We start from the raw sequence: 20,816 nt of genomic DNA, 5'->3' as shown, positions 1-20,816 counted from the left end.
TGGCGCCGTTCACCATCACGTCGGCGATGTCGTCGCGGGCGAGCAGCGGCTCGAGCGGGCCGTAGCCGAGCACGTCGTTGCAGATGTCGTCGAGCAGCTCCTCCTGCTCGGCGATCGACATCACGACGTTCTTGAGGCCGATGATCTCGATGACGATGTCGCGGATCTCCTCCCGCGCCGCCTCCGGCTCGAGACGCGCGAGCTGGGTGAGGTCGATCGCCGAGCAGGAGGAGCTGCTCGACGACATCTGCAACGACGTGCTCGGCTACGGCCCGCTCGAGCCGCTGCTCGCCCGCGACGACATCGCCGACGTGATGGTGAACGGCGCCAACCGGACCTACATCGAGGTCGGCGGGAAGATCCAGATCACGGGCGTGCGCTTCCGCGACAACCAGCAATTGATGAACATCTGCCAGCGGATCGTCAGCCAGGTCGGCCGCCGGGTCGACGAGGCCTCGCCGATCTGCGACGCGCGCCTTCCGGACGGCTCGCGCGTCAACGTGATCGCGCCGCCGCTCGCCATCGACGGCCCGGCGCTCACCATCCGCAAGTTCAAGAAGGACAAGCTCACCCTCGACCAGCTCGTGCGATTCGGCTCGATCTCGCCGGAGGGCGCCAAGATCCTGCAGATCATCGGGCGCGTGCGCTGCAACGTCGTGGTCTCGGGAGGCACCGGCTCGGGCAAGACCACGTTGCTCAACTGCCTCACCCGCTACATCGACGACGACGAGCGCATCATCACCTGCGAGGACGCGGCCGAGCTGCAGCTGCAGCAGCCGCACGTGGTGCGCCTCGAGACCCGGCCGCCGAACCTCGAGGGCCAGGGCCAGGTCACGATGCGCGACCTGATCAAGAACTGCCTGCGCATGCGGCCCGAGCGCATCATCGTCGGCGAGGTGCGCGGCCCGGAGGCCTTCGACCTCCTCCAGGCGATGAATACCGGCCATGACGGCTCGATGGGGACGCTGCACGCCAACTCGCCGCGCGAATGCCTGTCGCGCATCGAGTCGATGATCTCGATGGGCGGCTACAACTTGCCGTCCCGGACCCTGCGCGAGATGATCGCCGGCTCGATCGACGTCGTGGTCCAGGCCGCCCGCCTGCGCGACGGCTCCCGGCGCATCACCCACATCACCGAGGTGCTGGGGATGGAGGGCGACGTCATCATCACCCAGGACCTGTTCCTCTACGACATCGTCGGCGAGGACGCGAACGGCAAGATCATCGGCCGCCACCGCTCGACCGGCATCGGCCGGCCGCGCTTCTGGGAGCGGGCCCGCTACTACGGCGAGGACCGCGCGCTCGCCGCCGCCCTCGACGCCGCCGAGGCCGGCCCGGAGGCGGCGGCATGAGGCCGGACCCGATCGGGGCCGCCGGGAGGCGCCGGTGATCGATATCCAGGCCTTGATCGCGGCAGGCCTGCTCGCGGTGAGCGCGGTGGCGCTCACGTCCGCGGTCGTCGTGCCGCTGCTGCCGGGCGAGGCCCGGGCCGCCAAGCGCCATCAGGCCCTGATCGGCCAGCGACAGGCCGCCGAGCGGGTGCAGTCGATCAGCCGCCGCGAGCAGGTGGCCAAGAGCCTCAAGGAGATCGAGGACAAGGAAACGAAGGCCCGCATCAACCTGGAGATGCGGCTGACCCAGGCCGGCCTCGCCATCTCGAAGGGTCGGTTCTACGCCTTCAGCGCGGCCGGCGGCCTCCTCGCCGGCCTGTTCGGATTCCTGGCCGGGGGCGACGCGCTCCTGGCGCTCGGCCTCGCCTTCGCGGCCGGCCTCGGCCTGCCGCGCTGGCTGCTGTCCTATCTGCGCAACCGCCGGATGAACCGCTTCATTCTCGAACTGCCCAACGCGATGGACGTGATCGTGCGCGGCATCCGCTCGGGGCTTCCGGTCGGCGACTGCCTGCGCATCATCGCCCGCGAGGCCCAGGAACCGGTCAAGAGCGAGTTCCGGGCGGTGATCGAGGCCCAGGCCCTCGGCATCTCCCTCGCGGACGCGGTCGCCCGCCTGTACGAGCGCATGCCGGTTCCGGAGGCGAACTTCTTCGCCATCGTGATCGGCATCCAGGAGAAATCCGGCGGCAACCTCTCGGAGGCGCTGGGCAATCTCTCGCGGGTGCTGCGCGACCGGCGCAAGATGGCCGACAAGGTGAAGGCGATGAGCATGGAGGCCAAGGCCTCGGCGGCGATCATCGCCTCCCTGCCCTTCGTCGTGGCCCTCCTCGCCTATCTCACCAGCCCCGACTACATCTCGCTGCTCTGGACCACCACGATCGGCCAGCTCGCGCTCGGCGGTTCCGCCCTGTGGATGATCATCGGCGTGTTCGTGATGAGCCGGATGATCCGCTTCGACATCTGACCGGAGGCGGCGCGTGCAGATCCTGTCCCAGCTGACCGACCCCTACTTCCTCGCCGCCCTGCTCGCCGCGACGGCCGCCGGAGCCACGGTCTTCACCCTGGCCCAGCCGTTCGTCGAGCCCGACCGGCTCGCCCAGCGCCTGAAGGGCGTGGGCAAGGAGCGCGACCGCATCCGCCTGCGCGAGCGCGAGCGGCTGAACCAGAAGGCGACCCTGCGCCAGGAGCCCAAGGCCTACATGAAGCAGGTGGTCGACCGCCTGCGCCTCGACAACTGGCTCGGCACCGAGAACGCCAAGAACAGCCTGACGATGGCGGGCTATCGCGGCCCGCAGGCCGAGATCGCCTTCCTGTTCTTCCGCCTGGTGACGCCGATCGTGTTCTTCGTCCTGGCGGTGTTCTACCTGTTCGTGCTGCAGGTGCTGGACCAGCCGGTGCTGGTGCGCCTCGGCATCGTGGTGCTGGCGCTCTATCTCGGCATCAAGGCGCCGGAGCTCTTCCTGCGCAACCAGACCTCGAAGCGGCAGGCGCTGATCCAGCGCAACTGGCCGGATGCCCTCGACCTGCTGCTGATCTGCGTCGAGTCCGGCATGGCGATCGAGGCGGCGTTCCGACGCGTCGGCGTCGAGATCGCCAAGCAATGCATGCCGCTGGCCGAGGAGATGGCGCTGACCACCGCCGAGCTGTCCTACCTCTCCGACCGGCGCATCGCCTACGAGAACCTCGCCAACCGCACCGGCCTCGAATCGGTGAAGAACATCACCACGGCCCTGATCCAGGCCGAGCGCTACGGCACCCCGGTCGGCCAGGCCCTGCGGGTCCTGTCCCAGGAGAGCCGCGACCAGCGCATGAACGAGGCCGAGAAGAAGGCCGCCGCCCTGCCGCCGAAGCTGACCGTGCCGATGATCCTGTTCTTCCTGCCGGTGCTGTTCGTGGTGATCCTCACCCCCGCCATGGTGCAGGTGTTCAGCGGCAAGTAGCGCGTCTCCCCTCTTGGACCGGCGCGCTTCGCCGCCGACGCGACGGCATTCGACGGCGAAGCGGTCTCACGCACGGGGGAAGAACCGGTTCTCCGGCCGGGGCAGGCCGAGATGGTCGCGCAGGGTGGTGCCCTCGTACTCGGTGCGGAAGAGGCCGCGGCGCTGCAGCTCCGGCACCACCTTGCGCGTGAAGTCCTCGAGCCCCTGCGGCACGTCCGAGACCATGATGTTGAAGCCGTCGCTGGCGCCGGCCTCGAGCCAGGCCTGCATCTCGTCGGCGATGGTGGCGGGCGTGCCGACCATGGCGAGGCCGGCATAGCCGCCGAGGCGCTGGGCCAGCTGCCGGACTGTCAGGCCTTCGCGCCGCGCCAGCGCGATCGCCCGCTCGCGCCCGGTCTTCGACTGGTTGGATTCCGGGATCTCCGGCAGCGGCCCGTCGGGGTCGAAGGCGGCGGCGTCGACGCCGAGCGCGATCGACAGGGCCGCGACGGCGCTCGCCTCGTGGACGAGGCCGTCAAGCCGGGCGCGCTTCTCGCGCGCCTCCTCCACGGTGTCGCCCACCACCACGAAGCAGGCCGGCAGGATCTTGAGGTGGCCGGGGTCGCGCCCGACGGCGTCCATGCGGCCGCGCACGTCCTCGGCGAAAAGCCGCCCGTCCTCGATGCTGCCGGCCGCGCCGAAGATCACCTCGGCGGTCTCGGCGGCGAGCTGGCGCCCGGCCTCCGAGGCGCCCGCCTGCACGATCACCGGCCAGCCCTGGACCGGCCGGGCGACGTTGAGCGGCCCCCGTACCGAGAGGTGGGGGCCCTGGTGATCCAGAACGTGCATCTTGTCGGGATCGAAGAAGATCCCGCTCTCGACATCGCGCAGGAAGGCGTCGTCGGCGAAGGAATCCCACAGGCCCTTCACCACCTCGACGAATTCGTGCGCCCGGTCGTAGCGGTCGCCGTGCTCGGGATGGTGCTCGAGCCCGAAATTCCGCGCCGCGTCGGGATTCGAGGTCGTCACGACGTTCCAGCCGGCGCGGCCCCCGCTGAGGTGGTCGAGGGAGGCGAAGCGCCGGGCGACGTGGAACGGCTGGTCGTAGGTGGTGGAGGCGGTGGCGATGAGCCCGATCCGCTCGGTCACCACGGCGAGCGCCGGCAGCAGCGTCGCGGGATCGAACGAGGTCACGGTGGCCGATCGCTTGAGCGCCTCGACCGGCATGTTCAGCACCGCGAGGTGGTCGGCCATGAAGAAGGCGTCGAACTTCGCGGCTTCCAGCTCTTTCGCGAAGCGGGCGAGGTGGCCGAAGTTGAAGTTGGCGTCCGGCAGGCCGCCCGGGTGGCGCCACCAGGCGGTGTGGATGCCGACCGGGCGCATGAAGGCGCCGAGATGAAGCCTGCGGGGTCGCGCCATGTCGGCCTCCTGTGCGGGCCCTTCGGGCCTGGCGGCCTCGATCTGGGATGGCCGCCCTGGTTAGTCAATGAATTTCGTGTACTACTCCGCCCCCAGATGGACTCCGCCCCAAGACGGGCGGCGGGAGACGGGGATCGGATGAGCGGGACCGGACGCGAGGAGGCCCTGAGGGCGCGCTACGGCGCTGAGGCGCCGCTCGACATCGCCTGGAACGAGGTGATCGCGGGACTCCTCGCTCACCGCACGGTGCGGGCGTTCCGGCCCGATCCCCTCCCCGCCGGAGCCCTCGAAGCGCTCGTCGCCGCGGCGCAATCGGCCCCGAGCTCGTCGAACCTCCAGACCTGGAGCGTCGTCGCCGTCGAGGACGAGGCCGCCAAGCGGCGCCTGTCGGAGGTGGCGCGCGGGCAGCGCCACGTCGTCGAGGCTCCCCTGGTGCTGGTCTGGCTCGCCGACCTGTCGCGCCTCGGCGCGATCGGCCGCGACCGGGCCCAGCCGACCGACGGGCTCGCCTATCTCGAGATGCTGATGGTCGGCGTGGTCGATGCGGCGCTCGCCGCCCAGAACGCCACGGTGGCGCTCGAATCGCTCGGCCTCGGCTCGGTCTATATCGGGGCCCTGCGCAACGACCCGGAGGCGGTGGCCGAGCTGCTCGGCCTGCCGCCGAACGTGCTGGCGGTGTTCGGCCACTGCGTCGGCTGGCCCGATCCGCAGCGGCCCGCCGCCGTGAAGCCGCGCCTCCCCCAGGACGTGGTGCTGCACCGTGGCCGCTACGACCCGTCCCTCGCGCAAGGCCCGATCGCCGCCTACGACGCGGCGATGACCGCGTTCCAGGCCGGGCAGCGCATGCCGGAGGTCGGCTGGAGCGGAGCCGCCCTGGAGCGGGTGCGCGTTCCCGGCTCGCTGAGCGGCCGCGACCGGCTGCGCGCCATCCTGGAGCGCCGCGGATTCGGGCTGAAGTAGCGGATCATTCGCCACATCGAACATTCTCCTGTTGATCGCCCGTTTCGTTCTTCATAAAGAACAGACGGGCGCATCACGAGACCGGGAGAGCGAGCGTGGCGGACGAGAACAGGCGGGCGGAGACGATCGCCGCGGCGAACGGGATCGGGACGGACACGGCCTTCGGCGCGGTGACCCCGCCGCTCTATCTCTCGACGACCTACACCTTCGCCGAGTTCGAGAAGGCGCGGGCCTACGATTACGCCCGCCTCGGCAACCCGACCCGCGACCAGCTCGCCGACACGCTGGCGAAGCTGGAGGGCGGGGCCCGCGCCGTGGTCGTGTCGAGCGGCATGGCGGCCCTCGACCTCGCCCTCTCCCCCTTGCGGCCCGGCGACCTCCTGGTGGCGCCGCACGATTGTTACGGCGGCACCCACCGGCTGCTCTCGATGCGCGCCGCACGGGGCCATTACCGCGTCGCCTTCGTCGACCAGACCGACGAGGCCGCGCTCGCGGCCGCCCTCGCCGAGGGGGCCCGGGTCGTCCTCACCGAGACGCCGAGCAACCCGCTGATGCGCATCACGGATGTGCGCCGCGTCGCGGCGCTGGCGAAGGCGGCGGGCGCCCTCTTCGTGGTCGACAACACCTTCCTGTCCCCGGCCCTGCAGCGGCCGCTGGCGCTCGGGGCCGACCTCGTCGTCCACTCGACCACCAAGTTCATCAACGGCCATTCCGACGTGATCGGCGGCGCGGTCGTGGCCGCCGACGCCGCCCTGGGCGACGAGCTCGCCGCCTGGGCCAACACCGTCGGGGTCACCGGCTCGCCCTTCGATGCCTACCTCACCTTGCGCGGCGTGCGCACGCTGTTTCCCCGCATCGAGCGCCAGAGCCGCAATGCCGCCGCGGTGGCCGCCTTCCTCGACGCGCATCCTGCGGTGGCCCGCGTCTATTATCCGGGCCTTTCCTCGCATCCCGGCCACGCCGTCGCCAAGGCGCAGCAGAGCGGCTTCGGCGCGATGCTGAGCGCCGAGATCGCCGGCGGGCGCGAGGCGGTGCGCCGGCTCGTCGGGGCGCTCCAGGTCTTCAGCCTGGCCGAATCCCTCGGCGGGATCGAGAGCCTGATCGCGCACCCGGTGACCATGACCCATGCCGCCATGGACCCGGAGGCGCGGGAGCGGGCGGGCGTCGGCGACGGGCTGGTGCGGCTCTCGGTCGGGCTGGAGGCGGAGGAGGATCTCCTGGCCGATCTCGCGCGGGCGCTCGACGCGGTCGCGGCCGGGTGACGGGCGGATCGCGCAGCCGGCGCTAGATCTGACGCGACCCGTCCCGAACCCTCGAGCGAGCGATGACCCAGGACACGATGCGCCTCGGCGCCTTCTTCTACGCCACCGGCCACCACGTCGCCGGCTGGCGCCACCCGTCGAGCGAGGCCGATGGCGGGCTGGTGCTGGAGCGCTATGTCGGCTGGGCGCAACGCGCCGAGGCCGCCAAGTTCGACCTGATCTTCCTGGAGGACGGCACCGGCATCCGCGACGCCGACCTCCGATCGAGCGAGCGCACCGCGCGCTCAGGCCATTTCGAGCCCGTCACCCTGCTCTCGGCCCTCGCCGCCGTCACGCGCCGCATCGGCCTCGTCGCCACCACCTCGACGAGCTTCAACGAGCCCTACAACGTCGCCCGGCGCTTCGCCTCCCTCGACCACCTCAGCGGCGGCCGGGCCGGCTGGAACCTCGTCACGTCCGCCACCGACCTGGAGGCGGCCAATTTCGGCAACGACACGATCGCGCGCCACGCCGACCGCTACGAGCGGGCGGAGGAATTCGTCGACGTGGTCCTGGGTCTCTGGAACACCTGGGACGACGACGCCGTCGTGATCGACAAGGCCTCGGGCCAGTTCTCGAAGCCCGACGGCTTCCGGCCCCTCGACCACAAGGGCAAGCATTTCGAGGTCCGCGGGCCCCTCAACATCCCGCGCACGCCGCAGGGCCAGCCGGTGCTGGTCCAGGCCGGCTCCTCCGGCCCCGGCAAGGACCTGGCGGCGCGCACCGCCGAGATCGTGTTCACGGCCAACCAGACCCTCGACGAGGCCGTGGCGTTCTCCCGCGACCTGAAGGGGCGCATGGCCCGGTTCGGCCGCTCCCCCGACGACCTCAAGATCATGCCGGGGCTTTTTCCGGTGGTCGGCCGCACCGAGTCGGAGGCGCGGGACAAGTTCGAGGAATTGCAGGCACTGATCGATCCCGTGGTGGGGCTCGCGCTGCTCAGCCGCATGGTCGGCCACGACCTCTCGGGCTTCGACCCCGACGGCCCGGTGCCGGAACTGCCCGAGACCGAGGGACTCAAGTCGCGCCAGCAGCTGATGTTTGACCTCGCCCGCCGCGAGGGCCTGAGCCTGCGCCAGCTCTACCTGCGGATCGCCGGGGCGCGGGGCCACTCGCAGATCGTCGGCACCCCGGCGCAGATCGTGGACGAGATGGAGGCGCGGTTCCGGGCCGGGGGCGCGGACGGGTTCAACATCATGCCGCCGACCCTGCCGGGCGGGCTCGACGACTTCATCGCGCTGGTCCTGCCGGAGCTGCGCCGGCGCGGCCTGTTCCGCAGCGAGTACGAGGGGCGCACCCTTCGCTCGCATCTCGGCTCGCGTCCGCCCGCCGGCTACGGGCCGGGCCGTGCAGCCCAGCGCTGAACCCTCCCCCCTCCCACGGCGCTCGGGCTTGCCCGAGTTCCGTAGGGGGAGGGCCGACGGCGTTGGGCCCTCGGATCGAGCGGTCCGCCCGGCGAGACGAAAAACAGCCTTCCGGCGCTCCCGGCCTCACAACCCCCTGGCAAAGTCCAGCAACCTGTGCTGGATATCCCGGGCCAACAGCCGTGGAACGCGCGAGGCGTCGTCGGCCAATCCCGGGGACGCGGTCTCGTCTTGCCCAGGTCCGGAGAGAGCACAGCGCGGCCGTGCCTGACGCCGACCGATCTCGCGGGCCGCGTCGCCGGCCTGGCGGGCGGTGAGCGGCTCGCCGTCATCGGCCTGACGCGCGACGGAATCGGCGAGGCACTGGCGGCGGCGGAGATCGGCCGCGGGGCGCTCCTCGTCGCCGCCGAGGATCCGCGCAGCAGCACCGCCCTCGTCGACCGCCTGCTCGACGACCTCGCCGAGCTGGCGCTTGCCCGCTGGCCGGACTGGCCGGAGGGATCGGCACCGGCGGTCTCGGGGCCGTGGCTCAAGGCAGCCGCGACCTTGGCCGCATCCGGGCGGCCGCCCCGGTTCCGGCGGGTGGCGCGGGCGCTCGAATGCGCGCAGTTGCTGCGGGTGGTCGAGCCGGACAGCGTGATCCTGGTGGCGGAGGTCGATCCGGTCTCGCCGGCGCGGGCCGCCCCGGTGATCGAGGCGCTGGAATGGTGCGCCGGCCACGGTGCATCCTGCATCCTCGCCCTGCCGGCCGCACCGCCCGACCTCCCGCCCTACGACCGCATCCTCTACGGCGCCTGCACGATCGGCCGCGCGTCACGGCCGGCCGCGGAGCGCTTCATCTCCGCGCGCTCGCGGGCCCACCCTGCCAGCGAGGCGGAGCGGCGGGTCGAGGCGGCCCTGGCGGCGGATCCGGAGCTCGCCGGCCTGTTCACCGGCAACGAGATCGTGCGGGTGGCCGGCCACGGCCAGCAGCCTCGGGTCGATCTGGTCTGCCGCGCGCACCGCATCGTGGTCGAGATCGACGGGCCGGAGCATCAGGCCAGCCCGAAATTCGCCCAGGACCGACACCGCGACTACGAGTTGCTGGTGGCCGGCTACCTCGTGCTGCGCCTCACCAACGATCAGGTCACCGCCGACCTGCAGCGTGCGATCGAGAAGATCCGCGCCGTGGTCCGGCTGCGCCGCCCCCTCTCCTCCGCAAGCCTCCCCTCCGCTGGAGACACGACCCGATGAGCGAGACGCCGACGCCGCTTCAGGCGCTGATCCTCTGGCGCCTGCTCGGCCGGCAGGGCACCGCCCTGAACAGCGAGATCGTGCCGAAGAAGGCCGAGCGCGACGCCTTGCAGAAGGCCGGGCTGCTGACGGTCGAGAAGGAAGGCCGCTCCTCGCGGCTGACCGTGACCGACAAGGGCTGGAACTGGGCCGGCCGGCACCTGTGCGATCCCCTGCCCCCGAACGCCCGGGTGCTCCAGGACTGGCTCACGCGGCTCCATCACCACCTCGAGAAGACCGGCGCGACGCTCGCCGAGTTCGTCGGCCCTGCGCCCGAGCGTGTGCCGCCGGAGCCGAAGGCCCGGAAGCCCAAGACCGCTGCAAAGAAGACCGCTGCCCCGCCCGATCCGGGCCGGGTCCGCGCCCGGATCGAAGAGGCCTATCTCGCCTGCACCGGCGGCCGGAAGGCCGCGCCGGTGCGCCTCAGCGTCCTGCGGGCGGCGCTCGCCGACCTCGACCGCGTCGCCGTCGATGCCGGGCTGGCGGCGATCCTGGGCGGCGATCCGAGCATCCGGCTCACCCGGATCAGCGACCCGAAGGCCCTCGACGCCGCCGAGCGCGACGCCGCCTTCGCTCCTGCCGGCGAGCCCTTCCACGAGATCTGGATCCACGCATGAGCGACGCCCTCGACGCCCTGCGCCGCGTCAATTTCGACTGGGTGCGCACCCTCGACAGCGTCTGGCTCGAGGCCGAGCCGACCGGCGCGCCGAACGAGGCCCTAATCCCGGGAATCGTCGAGGCACTCCACGCGCAGAAGCCGGGCAGCCGCCCGCGCGGCCGGGTGCTCGTCGGCGAGCCGGGCATCGGCAAGACCCATCTCGTCGGCGAGATCCGGCGCGAGGTCTGGGCGTCGGGCGGCTGGTTCGTGCTCCTCGACGTGCTCGGGCTCACCGATTTCTGGCGCAGCGCGGCGCTCAGCTACCTCACCGCCCTGATGCAGCCGATGCCGGATGGCCGGCGCCAGTCGGATGCGGTGCTGGCCGGCGTCGCCCGCCGCTTCAATGTCGAGGAGCAGGTCGAGCAGGCCTTCAACACGCCCAATATCGACACCCGCCGGATCGTCGATCTCCTGGTCCGGGCGCTGATGCACGTCGATACCGCGCGGGCGCTCAAGCATCAGGACGTCTTTCGCGCGCTCTGCCTGCTGCGCTCGCAGGATCTCGCGGCGGTCGGCCTCGCCCATGCCTGGCTGCAGGGCTACGACGCCGACCCGGCGGCCCGGGCCGGCCTCGGCTTCACGACCCCGCCGCCCGCGCCCATCGAGTTGGTGCGCGGCATGGCCTGGATCATGGGCTTGAGCGGCCCGACCCTCGTCGCCCTCGACCAGATCGACGGCGTGGTCGATGCGAGCCGCCTGACGCTCGACGAGGATTTCGACGCCGGCCCCGGCCTGGCCGAGATGCTGGCCGCCGGCCTGATGGAGCTGCATGACGGCGGCGGCCGCGGCATGACGCTGATCACCTGCCTGACGGATTCGTGGCGGCGGCTGGAGGAGCGCGGGCTGAAATCCGCCATGGACCGGTTCGAGCCGCCGGTGCTGCTGACGGGCATGAACAAGCCGGCCGCCGCGGCCGCGCTCATCCGCGGCCGCCTGGCGCCGGCCTATGCCGAGGCGGGCTTCGCGCCGCCCTCCCCGACCTGGCCGTTCAGCGAGGCGGCGATCGCCGCGGCGGCTCGCTTCGCGATGCGGCCGCGCACGCTGCTGATGCGCTGCGATGCCTTCCGCCGCGACTGCCTGGCGGGCGGGATCGTCACGGTCTGCGACGATCTCGTCGAACCGAACGATGGCAGCGGGAAGAAGGGCGGTGCCGGTCCCTTCGACCTCGAAGACGCCCGCCGCAAGGCCGACATCTCCGGCATCCTCGACGACGAGGAGACCGGCCTCGGCGAACTCCTGCGCGCCGCCTTCGACCTCTACGCCCTGGAGGACGACCCGCACGACGAGGTCGACGTGGTGAGCAAGGGCGAGCCCGAGCAGCGCCTGCCGCCGCTGCACGGACGGCTGACCTTCCTCCACCGCGACGAGAACGACCGCGAGCGCCACGTCTGCTATCGCGCGCTCCTCCAGCAGCACCCGATCGCGTTCCAGGCCCGGCTGCGTGCCGCGCTCACCGCCTCGGGCATCTCGTCGAAGATCCCGGGCCGCGAATTGCTGGTGGTGCGCCGCGGCCCGGTGCCAGCCGGCACCAAGACCAGCACCCTCGTCGACCGGTTCATGGCCGCGGGCGGAAAGCTGATCGACCCGTCCGACGACGACCTGCGGACCTTCGTGGCCCTGCGCACCTTGCGCGACCAGGCGCTGCGGGACGGCGAGTTCGACACGTTCGAGAGCTGGATCCGGGAGACGCTGCCGGTGCGCGGGACCGCGTTCTTCCGCAAGATCGGCCTGCCGGGCGACGGGACGGCGGTGCAGCCGGCACGGGGTCGGCGTGGGCGCGATCCCCTGCCGCCGCTGCCGCCCCGCCAACCCCTCCGGGACATCGATCCGCCGGCCTCCGGCCCTGAGCCGGCGTCGCCGCCGGCCCATGCCGAGCCCGAGCCGGCGGCGACGCCGGCCCATGCCGAGCCCGAGCCGGCGGCGACGCCGGCCCATGCCGAGCCCGAGCCGGTCCTGCGCGTCGAGGCCGAGCCGGCCCCCATCCCCGACGCCATCCCGGTCGGACACCGCCTCACCCCCGACGCGCCGCCCGTAGCCCTGCCGCTGCGGCTGCTGCCGCGCCACACCGCGATCATCGCCGGTTCCGGCTCGGGCAAGACCGTGCTGCTGCGGCGCCTGGTCGAGGAGGCGGCGCTCGCCGGCCTCCCGGCGATCGTGGTCGATCCCAACAACGACCTGTCGCGCCTCGGCGAGGCCTGGCCCGAGCGGCCCGACAGGTTCACGCCGGAGGACGACCGCAAGGCCGGGCTTTACGCCGAGCGGGTCGAGGTGGTGGTGTGGACGCCGGGCATCCATGCCGGCAACCCGCTCTTCCTCTCGGTGATGCCCGACCTCGCGGCGAGCGACGACCGCGACGAGCGCGCCCAGGCGATCGAGATGGCGGCCGAGACCCTCGGGCCGCTCGCCGGCGCCACCAGGACCCTCCAGCGCGGCGTCCTCGCCGATGCCCTGCGGGCGTTTGCCGGCCGCGGTGGCGGCACCCTCGGCGCCTTCACCGACCTGCTCGCCGACCTGCCGGACGGCACCAGCCAGATCGGCAGGGCCACGAACCTCGCCGCCGACATGGCGAACCAGCTGCTCGCCGCCGTCGCCACCAATCCGCTCCTGAGGATCGAGGGCGCGGTGCTCGATCCGGCCCGCCTGTTCTACGGGGCCGGCCGCGATCGCACCCGGATCTCGGTCGTCAACCTGTCGGGGCTCGCCTCGGAGGCGGCGCGGGAGGATTTCGTCAACCGGCTGCAGATGGCGCTGTTCGGCTGGATCAAGAAGAACCCGTCGCCCCGGGGACTCCTCTACGTGGTCGACGAGGCGCAGACGTTCCTGCCCTCGGGGCGCACGCCGCCGAGCCTCGGCAGCGGCATCAAGCTGGTGGCACAGGGGCGCAAGTACGGCCTCGGGATGATCGTGGCGACGCAGGTGCCGAGGGGCATCCACAACCAGGTCGTGTCGAACTGCACGACGCAGTTCTTCGGCCGCCAGAGCGCGCCGGCCACGATCGCGGCCGCCCAGGAGATCATGGCGGCGAGCGGCGGGACGGCGCCCGATATCGGCCGGCTCGGCGCGGGCGAGTTCTACTTCGCCACGGAGGGGTCGGGCCGGCCGGCCAAGCTGCGCACGCCGCTCTGCCTCAGCCATCATCCGGCGAACCCGCCGACGCCCGAGCAGGTGATCGCCCAGGCTCGGCTTTCCGCCGCCCGGGCGAAGGAGGCATCGAGGGAATGAGCCTGGCGTGAGCCTTGCCAGCACCGGGCCGAGTCACTTAACCGTAACGTCGCGGCCTTCGACTTGAGACTGGGGCGGGGTATGCCGTAGAATTCGGGAAAGTGTTTCCCTCGATCGACTCGTGCATGGACGCTGCTGATCTCAAGTCCTGTTCCGACATCTTTCAGCGTACAATCGAGGAATATGGCCTTGCAGGCGGTTGGCATTGGTCTTTCACTTCGGGTGAGCAGCGCTGGTCGTCGGGCTTCTTCAGGCTTCTCGGACTGAAGCCGCACCTCTCCGTCGCCAGCTACGATCTCTTCCACGACCTCGTGCATCCGGAGGACCGGGCGCGCCTGGCGAGCCCGAGCGAGATCCTGCAAGGCCGTGTCGCGCCGAGCGCGGTCGTCCGGGTGATCCGGCCGAGCGGGGAGATGTGCACCTTGTCGGTCGTTTCCGAGCTCCGCGTCTCACCGGACGGACGGCCGCTCTCGATCGGCGGGGTCGCCCTCGACGTCACCGACCATGAGCGGCTGAAGCAGATGCAGGCCGCCGATCGGCGCCGGCGCCAGGCACTCTACCGGGCGACCTATTCGACGACCTATTTCCTCGGCCCGGACCTCGTCCACCATTTCCCCATCGAGGTGGCAGAGGCGCACGGAGTGTCCCTGGAGGAGATCCAGGTCGATCCGTTCCTCATGCTCGTGCCGGAGGAGCGCGAGGCCTATCGCAACCGGGGCTGGGAGATGCATGACCGCCACATGCGCTTCCAGGGGACACCGTTCGAGCGCCTCGCCACCGGCGAGGTGTGGCGGTTCCGCCTCGTCGGCGTCCCCGTCTGGAGCGAGGCGGGCGAGTACCGCGGCTGGACCGGCATGAAGTATCCGATCCACGATTCCGGTGCTCCGGTGCGGGACACCGATTCCCGCGACGATCCCGGCCTGCGGCGCGCGCTCGAACAGGCCGTGCGGGGCCACCACCTGCGCGCAGCGCGCGGGCTCCTCGACTGGTCGATGGCGACGCTCGCGGAAGCCGGCGGCCTGTCGCTCTCGACGGTGCGCCGCCTCGAGGAGAACGCCGAGGCCCAGGGCGCCCGCTCGCGCCACAAGGCCGTGATCGCCCTGCGCCAGGCCGGCATCCGCTTCATCGCGATGGATGACGGCACCCTGGCGGTGGCCAAGTTCTGAAGCCGAAATTCGAGGCCGAGGTCCGAGGCGATGGCCGCGACGACGGGGCGGTGGAGCCGCGCCGGCCGGCCTGCTAGGAGATTGTCCGACGAAACGGATACCGGTTCGTCGCAGAAAATGCGGCAAAATCAAACCACTAGAGCGGCGTCCGATTGCAACGCGATCGGGCGTTGCTCTAGAACGAAGAAAGAACAGGTGGGCCGGCGACGTCCGGCCAGGGCCGAGCTTCGGGCCGATGCGGAGCGGGAGTGCGGGATGGCGATGCGGACGACCTTCATGGTGCAGACGTTCGAGGTGCACCGGAAGCGGTTGCGGCCGGGCGCGCGCGACGTGGCGCCGACGGAGAGCGGGGCGCTCAAGCGCGCCGCGGCGATCGCCGGGCGCATGCCGGGCGCGGCGGCCCTGCGCATCGTGGCGGATGACGAGACCGGCGAGCTCGAGAGCGTGACGATCCTGGGAACCTTCGGCGAGATCCCGGAGGACTTCGCCGAGCAGGTCAGTGGCGGTTGAACGAGGAGAATGCAGATGGCCTTCAAGCCGAAATCGGCGGCCGAGACCAAGGCGGCGGAGCTGGCCTCGATCCTGATCCGGATCGCGGACCGGGAGGGCGCGCCACTTCAGGTCGGCGTCGACGCGCTCCGGCGGGCGAGCCCGCGCCTGACGCCGCTGGCGATCGGGCAGATGTTCCGGCGGCACCGCGACGATCTGGAGGCGGCCCTGTCGGAGCGCGGCTACACCCTCGTCGACTATGCCGACCAGGGACCCGGGCGCGGGATGGAGTTCGAGATCGGGCCCGTCTGACCGCTTCAAGGCCGAGCTTCATGCGTCGCGCGCATGGCACCTTGCACGAAAGTCTGGATTGTGCAGTGCGAAATTTGATGGGATACATGACATACGCAAGGACGCGATGGCGTCGCGGACTTGTCAGCCCTCTTGGGCGTTTCCTCCCTAGACTTCGGGCCGCTCGCAAGGGCGGCCTTTTTTCTTTTCAGCCTCCTGTCTTGCTGGTCGTACCAACGGTCGAAAGACAACGACCTTGGGTCTCGTTCGCGAGTTATCGCCAAGCCCAAGGTCCCGGCCCCCTGGGCTTGGTGTCGAAAATCCGAGACGGGTCAACGGCCCCGTCGATCTCGGGCCTGCCCGAGATCGAAGCGATGCGTCAGCATCTCAGGCTGTTGGCATCATGCCATGGTCGGGTGGGCAGGACCTGCGCGAGCACATGCCTGCTCCCGTCGCCATCCGGCCTCCGGCACCGTCCGATGCAAACCGGGCATTCCGTAGAGGCAACCGCGCCCCGCATCCCCTTCGGTCGAACGCGCCCTAGATCCAGGCTCCGGATGGAACGCCTCGAAGAGACATCGTTTCCTCGCTCGCGGCGGCCAAGCCGCTGCGGCGCAGCGCGCAGGAGCCTATCATGACGGGCCGCAACGTTGCCGATCTCTGCATCGAGACCCTGGAACATGCCGGCGTCGAACGCGTCTACGGCGTCGTCGGCGACAGCCTCAACGGCCTGACCGAGGCGATTCGGGCTCGGGCCAGGATCCGCTGGGTGCATGTGCGCCACGAGGAGGTGGCGGCCTTCGCGGCCTCCGCCGAGTCGCAAGCGACGGGCGGGCTCGCGGTCTGCGCCGGGTCCTGCGGCCCGGGCCATCTCCACCTCATCAACGGCCTCTACGACGCCCACCGCTCGCGCACGCCGGTGCTGGCCATCGCCGCCCACATCCCCTCGGCCGAGATCGGCACCAACTACTTCCAGGCCACCCATCCGGAGGAGCTGTTCCGGGAGTGCAGCCACTATTGCGAGCTGGTCTCCGATCCGGCGCAGCTGCCCTACGTCCTCGAGATCGCGATCCGCACCGCTTTGGGCAAGGGCGGCGTCTCGGTGGTGGTGATCCCCGGCGACGTCGCCCTGAAGGAGGCGCCGGAGCGGGCTCTCGCCGCGCCCGCGACGCTGGCGCCCAAGCCTCCGGTGGTCGTGCCGCAGGATACCGAGCTCGATGCGCTCGCGGCCCTGCTCGACGGCGCCGAGAAGGTGACGCTGTTCTGCGGCCGCGGCTGCGCCGGGGCGCGGGAGGCGGTGATCGGCCTCGCCGAGGCCCTCAAGGCGCCGGTGGTGCACGCGCTCGGCGGCAAGGAGCATGTCGAGAGCGACAACCCCTACGATGTCGGCATGACCGGGCTGATCGGCTTCTCCTCCGGCTACGCCGCCATGGAGGCCTGCGATGCGCTGCTGCTGCTCGGCACCGACTTTCCCTACCGCCAGTTCTATCCCGAGACAGCGAAGATCGCGCAGATCGACATCCGGCCGGAGAATCTCGGCCGCCGCTGCCGGCTCGATCTCGGCCTCGTCGGCGATGTCGGGGCGACCATCGCGGCCCTGCGGCCGCGGCTCAAGGCGCGCCGGGATTCCAGCCACCTCGAACGCTGCCTGAAGCATTACGCGAAGGCCCGCGAGGGGCTCGACGACCTCGCGACGGGCAAGCCCGGCCGCCTGCCGATCCACCCGCAATACCTGACCCGGCTGGTGAGCGAGGCGGCGAGCCCGGACGCGGTGTTCACGGCGGATGTCGGTACGCCCACCATCTGGGCGGCGCGCTACCTGACAATGTCCCCGGGCCGGCGGCTGATCGGCTCCTGGGCGCACGGCTCGATGGCGAACGCCATGGCCCACGCGATCGGGATCCAGGCCGCGCAAGCAGGACGACAGGTGATCGCGCTCGCCGGCGATGGCGGCTTCACCATGCTGATGGGCGACCTCCTCACCCTGGTGCAGGAGAAGCTGCCGGTGAAGGTCGTGGTGTTCAACAACGGCACCCTCGGCTTCGTCGAGCTGGAGATGAAGGCCGCCGGCTACCTCGATACCGGCGTCGCGCTCCAGAACCCGGACTTCTCCGCCATCGCCCGCGCCGCCGGCCTGCACGGGCGCCGGGTCGAGGATCCGGGCGAGCTGGAGGGGGCCATCGCCGAGATGCTGGCCCATGACGGCCCGGCCCTCCTCGACGTGGTGACCAACCGCCAGGAACTCGCGATGCCGCCTCGGATCCGGGCCGAGCAGGTGAAGGGCTTCAGCCTCTACGTGATGCGGGCGGTGATGAACGGCCGCGGCGACGAGATCGTCGATCTGGCCAAGTCGAACCTGATCCGGTGATGCGCCCCTGCCTCGCGTGACCGGGGCGGCGCCTGCGCGCCGTCCCTCATCCACACGAGGAGGCCGGAGACCGGGCGGCGATCGATGACGGCGGTCGCCCGGAACCTCGGCAATACGCTGAGGTCGCGTCGGGGCGAGTGCAGGGCCGGATCGCCGCGATGGCAGGTTGGGCCGGACGAGTTCCGTCGTATCCGCGACGAGGGGCGATGCCCCGTTTGTTCGGCCGGTGCCGCCGCGCCGGTCCTTTCACAGCGAGGGGACGCCGCATCACGCGCCGGTCGCACGGGAGATGCCGGCCGACGACCGGGCGTATAGATCGTTCGGACTAGGCTTTTCGGGTGGGATCACGCGTGACCCTGCGTCGGGACGGAGGCTGTTCCAGGCCCCCGATACCCACATCCATCCGGCGTCTTCGCATTTCATCGTCCTGACTTGATCACGGCACGGATTCGCTTACACCAATATCGACGGCGCACTGATACAAAAGACCATCGACATTCTCATTGTAATAGCTATAAAACATAGTTCTTGTTAGCCTTTGCTGATTTTGCCATTCGGTCTCCAGCCGCGGCCACCCGGGTTCCCACCCCCTTGTACTGGCCGCGAGCAGCGTTCCCGCTCGCCCTGGATTCCGTCATGCCCGTCCCGTCGTCGCGTCGCGTCCCTCACCTCTCGCTCGTGGGGCGGCGTCGGTTGAGCTGGTCGCTGCTGTCGGGCGTGGTGCTGACGTCCGGCCTGGTCGCGGGCGCGCAGGCCCAGGACGGTGCCGAGATCGCCCTCGACACCATCAGCATCGAGGGCGTCGCGCGGCCGGTCACGGCCACCGCCGCCGGGACGCAGCCCGGCGGCGCGCGCGGGCCGGTGCCCGGCTACGTCGCCTCGCGCAGCGTGGTGGCGACCAAGACCGACACGCCGATCCTCGAGACCGCGCAATCGATCACCGTCATCGGCCGCGAGCAGATCGAGGACCAGAACGCGCTCACCATCAACCAGGCCCTGCGCTACAGCCCGAGCGTGACCACCGAGCAGCGCGGCGGCGCCGGCGGGACCCGGCTGGAGCAATTCTCGATCCGCGGCTTCACGGCGCCGCTCTTCCTCGACGGGATGCGCCTGCCGACCAGCCGCGACGCCTTCCCGTCGGTCGATCCTTACCGGATCGAGCGGATCGACATCGTCAAGGGCCCGGCCTCGGTGCTCTATGGCCAGTCCGGCCCCGGCGGCATCGTCAACCTGACGTCGAAGATGCCGCAATTCGTCCGCCACGGCGAGGTCTTCGTCCAGGGCGGCGGCTTCAGCGAGGTGCGGGGCGGCTTCGACGTCGGCGGGCCGATCACCTCGGAGACCACCGTCCCGGGGACCGAGCAATTCGCCTACCGGGTGACGGGCCTCGGGTGGAACGGCGACGGGCCGGCGGTGACGACCCGGGTCGAGCGCGCCTTCATCCAGCCGAGCCTGACCTGGCGCCCCTCCGCCGACACCTCGCTCACCGTGCTCGGCCTCTACCAGCGCGACCCGTTCTCCGGTTTCTACGGCAGCTTCCCGGCCTACGGCACGCTCTTCCCGCGCAACTTCGGCAACGGGATCGTCGGGCGCCTGCCGGTCGATTTCTATGACGGCGACCGCAACTTCGAGCAATCCGACCGCACGCAAGCTGCGGTGACCTATATCCTCGACCACCGCTTCGACGACGCCTTCCGCTTCCACTCCTCCGGCCGCTTCCTGCGCACGGAAGGGCAGTATCGCAGCGTCTACACGGCCTTCAACTCCAACGCGGCGCTGTTCCCGCTCTCGGCATTGACGACCGGGCCGCTGATCAACCGCTCGCGCATCGCCACCGACGTGGCGATCGACGCCTACACGATGGACAACTACTTCGAGGCGAAGTTCGACACCGGGCCCTTCGCCCACACGGCGCTGTTCGGAGTCGACCACCAGACGATCAAGACCCGGACGCTCTCGACCCCCTTCCCCGCCGCGCCCGACCTCAACGCACTGGCGCCGAACTACGACATGAATATTGCGGTGCCGGGCTTCACCACGAATGCCCGCATCACCGCGCAGCAGACCGGCGTCTACCTGCAGGACCAGATCAAGTTCGACCGCCTCGTCCTGACGCTCGGCGGGCGCTACGACACCGCCCGGCAGACCGGGCCGACCCGGACGCTCGCCACCGGCGCGGTCGCCTTGCAGGACGTGCCGGCCGACGCCCTGACCTACCGGGCGAGCCTGCTCTACCGCTTCGACAGCGGCGTCGCGCCTTACGTCTCCTACAGCGAGGCGTTCGAGCCGATCATCAGCGGGCGCATCTTCGATCCGGCCTTCGGCACCACCGGGCGCGTGCCGGACCCGATCTCCAGCCGCCAGTACGAGGCGGGCATCAAGTACCAGCCGCCGGGCACGGACATCCTGCTGACGGCGGCGGCCTTCGACATCAAGCGCTCGAACACCCTGACGGCGGATCCGAACAATTTCGGCTTCAGCCTCCAGACCGGCGAGATCGGCGTGCAGGGCGTCGAGTTCGAGGCCCGCGCGACGCTCGCCGAGGGGCTGAACCTCGTCGGCGGGGTCTCCTTCCTCGACGTGCGCAACACCCGCGACACCACCACGACCTTCAACCAGGTCACCGGCCGACAGGTGCCGATCGTGGGCCTGCGCCCGGTCCAGGTTCCGGACCGCACCGCCTCGCTGTTCGTCGATTACCGCTTCCGGTCCGGCCCGCTCGCCGGCCTCACCCTCGGCGGCGGCGTGCGCTATCTCGGCGGCTCCTGGGGCGATGCGGCCAATACCTTCCGGGTGCCGGAGGCGGTGCTGGTCGATGCGCTGGCGGCCTACGACCTCAAGCACCTCGATCCGAAGCTCACGGGCTTCGACCTGCAGGTCAATGCCCAGAACCTGCTCGACGATCGCACCGTGACCGGCTGCTTCTCCTACGCGAGCTGCTTCTACGGCCTGCCGCGCACGGTCTATGCGACGCTACGGTATCGCTGGTAAGGGGG

At 70.8% G+C, this 20,816-nt stretch carries 15 protein-coding genes and 1 pseudogene; 14 read left to right on the top strand and 2 right to left on the bottom strand.

Annotation, left to right across the window (positions count from 1 at the left end; translation table 11 throughout):
- Positions 1–247: pseudogene (locus VQ03_RS31870) on the bottom strand (hypothetical protein); the annotation flags it as partial.
- Between VQ03_RS31870 and VQ03_RS12475 the strand changes: the two are divergent.
- From VQ03_RS12475 to VQ03_RS12465, 3 genes are read left to right on the top strand one after another with little or no spacing between them, the layout of a single operon-like run.
- Positions 207–1,352 (top strand): TadA family conjugal transfer-associated ATPase, encoded by a 1,146-nt coding sequence (locus VQ03_RS12475; protein WP_245292060.1) that lies wholly within the window; start codon positions 207–209, stop codon positions 1,350–1,352. The pseudogene VQ03_RS31870 and the gene VQ03_RS12475 sit on opposite strands and share 41 nt — an antisense overlap.
- 34 nt (positions 1,353–1,386) lie before the next feature.
- Positions 1,387–2,355, top strand: a complete 969-nt coding sequence (locus tag VQ03_RS12470) for a type II secretion system F family protein (RefSeq protein WP_048451192.1) — start codon at positions 1,387–1,389, stop codon at positions 2,353–2,355.
- A gap of 13 nt (positions 2,356–2,368) precedes the next feature.
- Positions 2,369–3,331 (top strand): type II secretion system F family protein, encoded by a 963-nt coding sequence (locus VQ03_RS12465; protein WP_048451191.1) that lies wholly within the window; start codon positions 2,369–2,371, stop codon positions 3,329–3,331.
- A 66-nt stretch (positions 3,332–3,397) separates the two neighbouring features.
- Here VQ03_RS12465 and VQ03_RS12460 read toward each other — a convergent pair whose 3' ends face one another.
- Positions 3,398–4,729, bottom strand: a complete 1,332-nt coding sequence (locus tag VQ03_RS12460) for an LLM class flavin-dependent oxidoreductase (RefSeq protein ID WP_048451190.1) — start codon at positions 4,727–4,729, stop codon at positions 3,398–3,400.
- 138 nt (positions 4,730–4,867) lie between these two features.
- Between VQ03_RS12460 and VQ03_RS12455 the strand changes: the two genes are divergently transcribed.
- The 11 genes from VQ03_RS12455 to VQ03_RS12405 all read left to right on the top strand — a co-directional run bounded on the left by VQ03_RS12455 (position 4,868) and on the right by VQ03_RS12405 (position 20,811).
- A complete protein-coding gene (locus VQ03_RS12455; protein ID WP_048451189.1) occupies positions 4,868–5,689 on the top strand; it encodes an NADPH-dependent oxidoreductase in 822 nt (273 codons plus the stop codon).
- A gap of 95 nt (positions 5,690–5,784) precedes the next feature.
- The gene (metB, locus tag VQ03_RS12450; RefSeq protein WP_048451188.1) at positions 5,785–6,951 is read left to right on the top strand and encodes a cystathionine gamma-synthase; all 1,167 of its coding nucleotides are present in this window, start codon (positions 5,785–5,787) and stop codon (positions 6,949–6,951) included.
- Positions 6,952–7,013: 62 nt separating this feature from the next.
- Entirely contained in the window at positions 7,014–8,354 is a 1,341-nt protein-coding gene (locus VQ03_RS12445) for an LLM class flavin-dependent oxidoreductase (protein ID WP_048451187.1), read from the top strand.
- Between the two features lie 231 nt (positions 8,355–8,585).
- A complete protein-coding gene (locus VQ03_RS12440) occupies positions 8,586–9,587 on the top strand; it encodes an endonuclease domain-containing protein (RefSeq protein ID WP_048451186.1) in 1,002 nt (333 codons plus the stop codon).
- Entirely contained in the window at positions 9,584–10,243 is a 660-nt protein-coding gene (locus tag VQ03_RS12435; protein ID WP_048451185.1) for a hypothetical protein, read from the top strand. Before VQ03_RS12440 ends, VQ03_RS12435 begins: the two co-directional genes overlap by 4 nt.
- Entirely contained in the window at positions 10,240–13,506 is a 3,267-nt protein-coding gene (locus VQ03_RS12430) for an ATP-binding protein (protein WP_048451184.1), read from the top strand. The genes VQ03_RS12435 and VQ03_RS12430 overlap by 4 nt, the downstream gene beginning before the upstream one ends.
- Positions 13,507–13,631: 125 nt before the next feature.
- Complete coding sequence (locus VQ03_RS12425) at positions 13,632–14,672, top strand: helix-turn-helix domain-containing protein (protein ID WP_048451183.1); 1,041 nt, start codon at positions 13,632–13,634, stop codon at positions 14,670–14,672.
- Between the two features lie 255 nt (positions 14,673–14,927).
- Positions 14,928–15,182, top strand: a complete 255-nt coding sequence (locus VQ03_RS12420; protein ID WP_048451182.1) for a hypothetical protein — start codon at positions 14,928–14,930, stop codon at positions 15,180–15,182.
- Between the two features lie 15 nt (positions 15,183–15,197).
- The gene (locus VQ03_RS12415) at positions 15,198–15,473 is read left to right on the top strand and encodes a hypothetical protein (protein WP_048451181.1); all 276 of its coding nucleotides are present in this window, start codon (positions 15,198–15,200) and stop codon (positions 15,471–15,473) included.
- A 613-nt stretch (positions 15,474–16,086) separates the two neighbouring features.
- Positions 16,087–17,820 carry a ubiquinone-dependent pyruvate dehydrogenase gene (poxB, locus tag VQ03_RS12410; RefSeq protein ID WP_048451180.1) on the top strand — a complete coding sequence of 578 codons (1,734 nt, stop codon included), beginning with the start codon at positions 16,087–16,089 and terminating at the stop codon, positions 17,818–17,820.
- A gap of 636 nt (positions 17,821–18,456) precedes the next feature.
- Positions 18,457–20,811, top strand: coding sequence for a TonB-dependent siderophore receptor (locus tag VQ03_RS12405; protein WP_048451179.1), 2,355 nt, complete (start codon positions 18,457–18,459; stop codon positions 20,809–20,811).
- The last annotated feature ends 5 nt before the right edge of the window (positions 20,812–20,816 follow it).

Source organism: Methylobacterium tarhaniae, assembly GCF_001043955.1.
Classification (GTDB): Bacteria; Pseudomonadota; Alphaproteobacteria; order Rhizobiales; family Beijerinckiaceae; genus Methylobacterium; species Methylobacterium tarhaniae.
This window is presented reverse-complemented; position numbering and strand designations above follow the sequence as displayed.

Coding starts and splice junctions, on each gene's coding strand:
- VQ03_RS12445 (WP_048451187.1), top strand. CDS start 7,014: ATGACCCAGGACACGATGCGCCTCGGCGCCTTCTTCTACGCCACCGGC.
- VQ03_RS12415 (WP_048451181.1), top strand. CDS start 15,198: ATGGCCTTCAAGCCGAAATCGGCGGCCGAGACCAAGGCGGCGGAGCTG.
- VQ03_RS12405 (WP_048451179.1), top strand. CDS start 18,457: ATGCCCGTCCCGTCGTCGCGTCGCGTCCCTCACCTCTCGCTCGTGGGG.
- VQ03_RS12455 (WP_048451189.1), top strand. CDS start 4,868: ATGAGCGGGACCGGACGCGAGGAGGCCCTGAGGGCGCGCTACGGCGCT.
- poxB (WP_048451180.1), top strand. CDS start 16,087: ATGACGGGCCGCAACGTTGCCGATCTCTGCATCGAGACCCTGGAACAT.
- VQ03_RS12435 (WP_048451185.1), top strand. CDS start 9,584: ATGAGCGAGACGCCGACGCCGCTTCAGGCGCTGATCCTCTGGCGCCTG.
- VQ03_RS12460 (WP_048451190.1), bottom strand. CDS start 4,729: ATGGCGCGACCCCGCAGGCTTCATCTCGGCGCCTTCATGCGCCCGGTC.
- VQ03_RS12420 (WP_048451182.1), top strand. CDS start 14,928: ATGGCGATGCGGACGACCTTCATGGTGCAGACGTTCGAGGTGCACCGG.
- VQ03_RS12425 (WP_048451183.1), top strand. CDS start 13,632: ATGGACGCTGCTGATCTCAAGTCCTGTTCCGACATCTTTCAGCGTACA.
- VQ03_RS12430 (WP_048451184.1), top strand. CDS start 10,240: ATGAGCGACGCCCTCGACGCCCTGCGCCGCGTCAATTTCGACTGGGTG.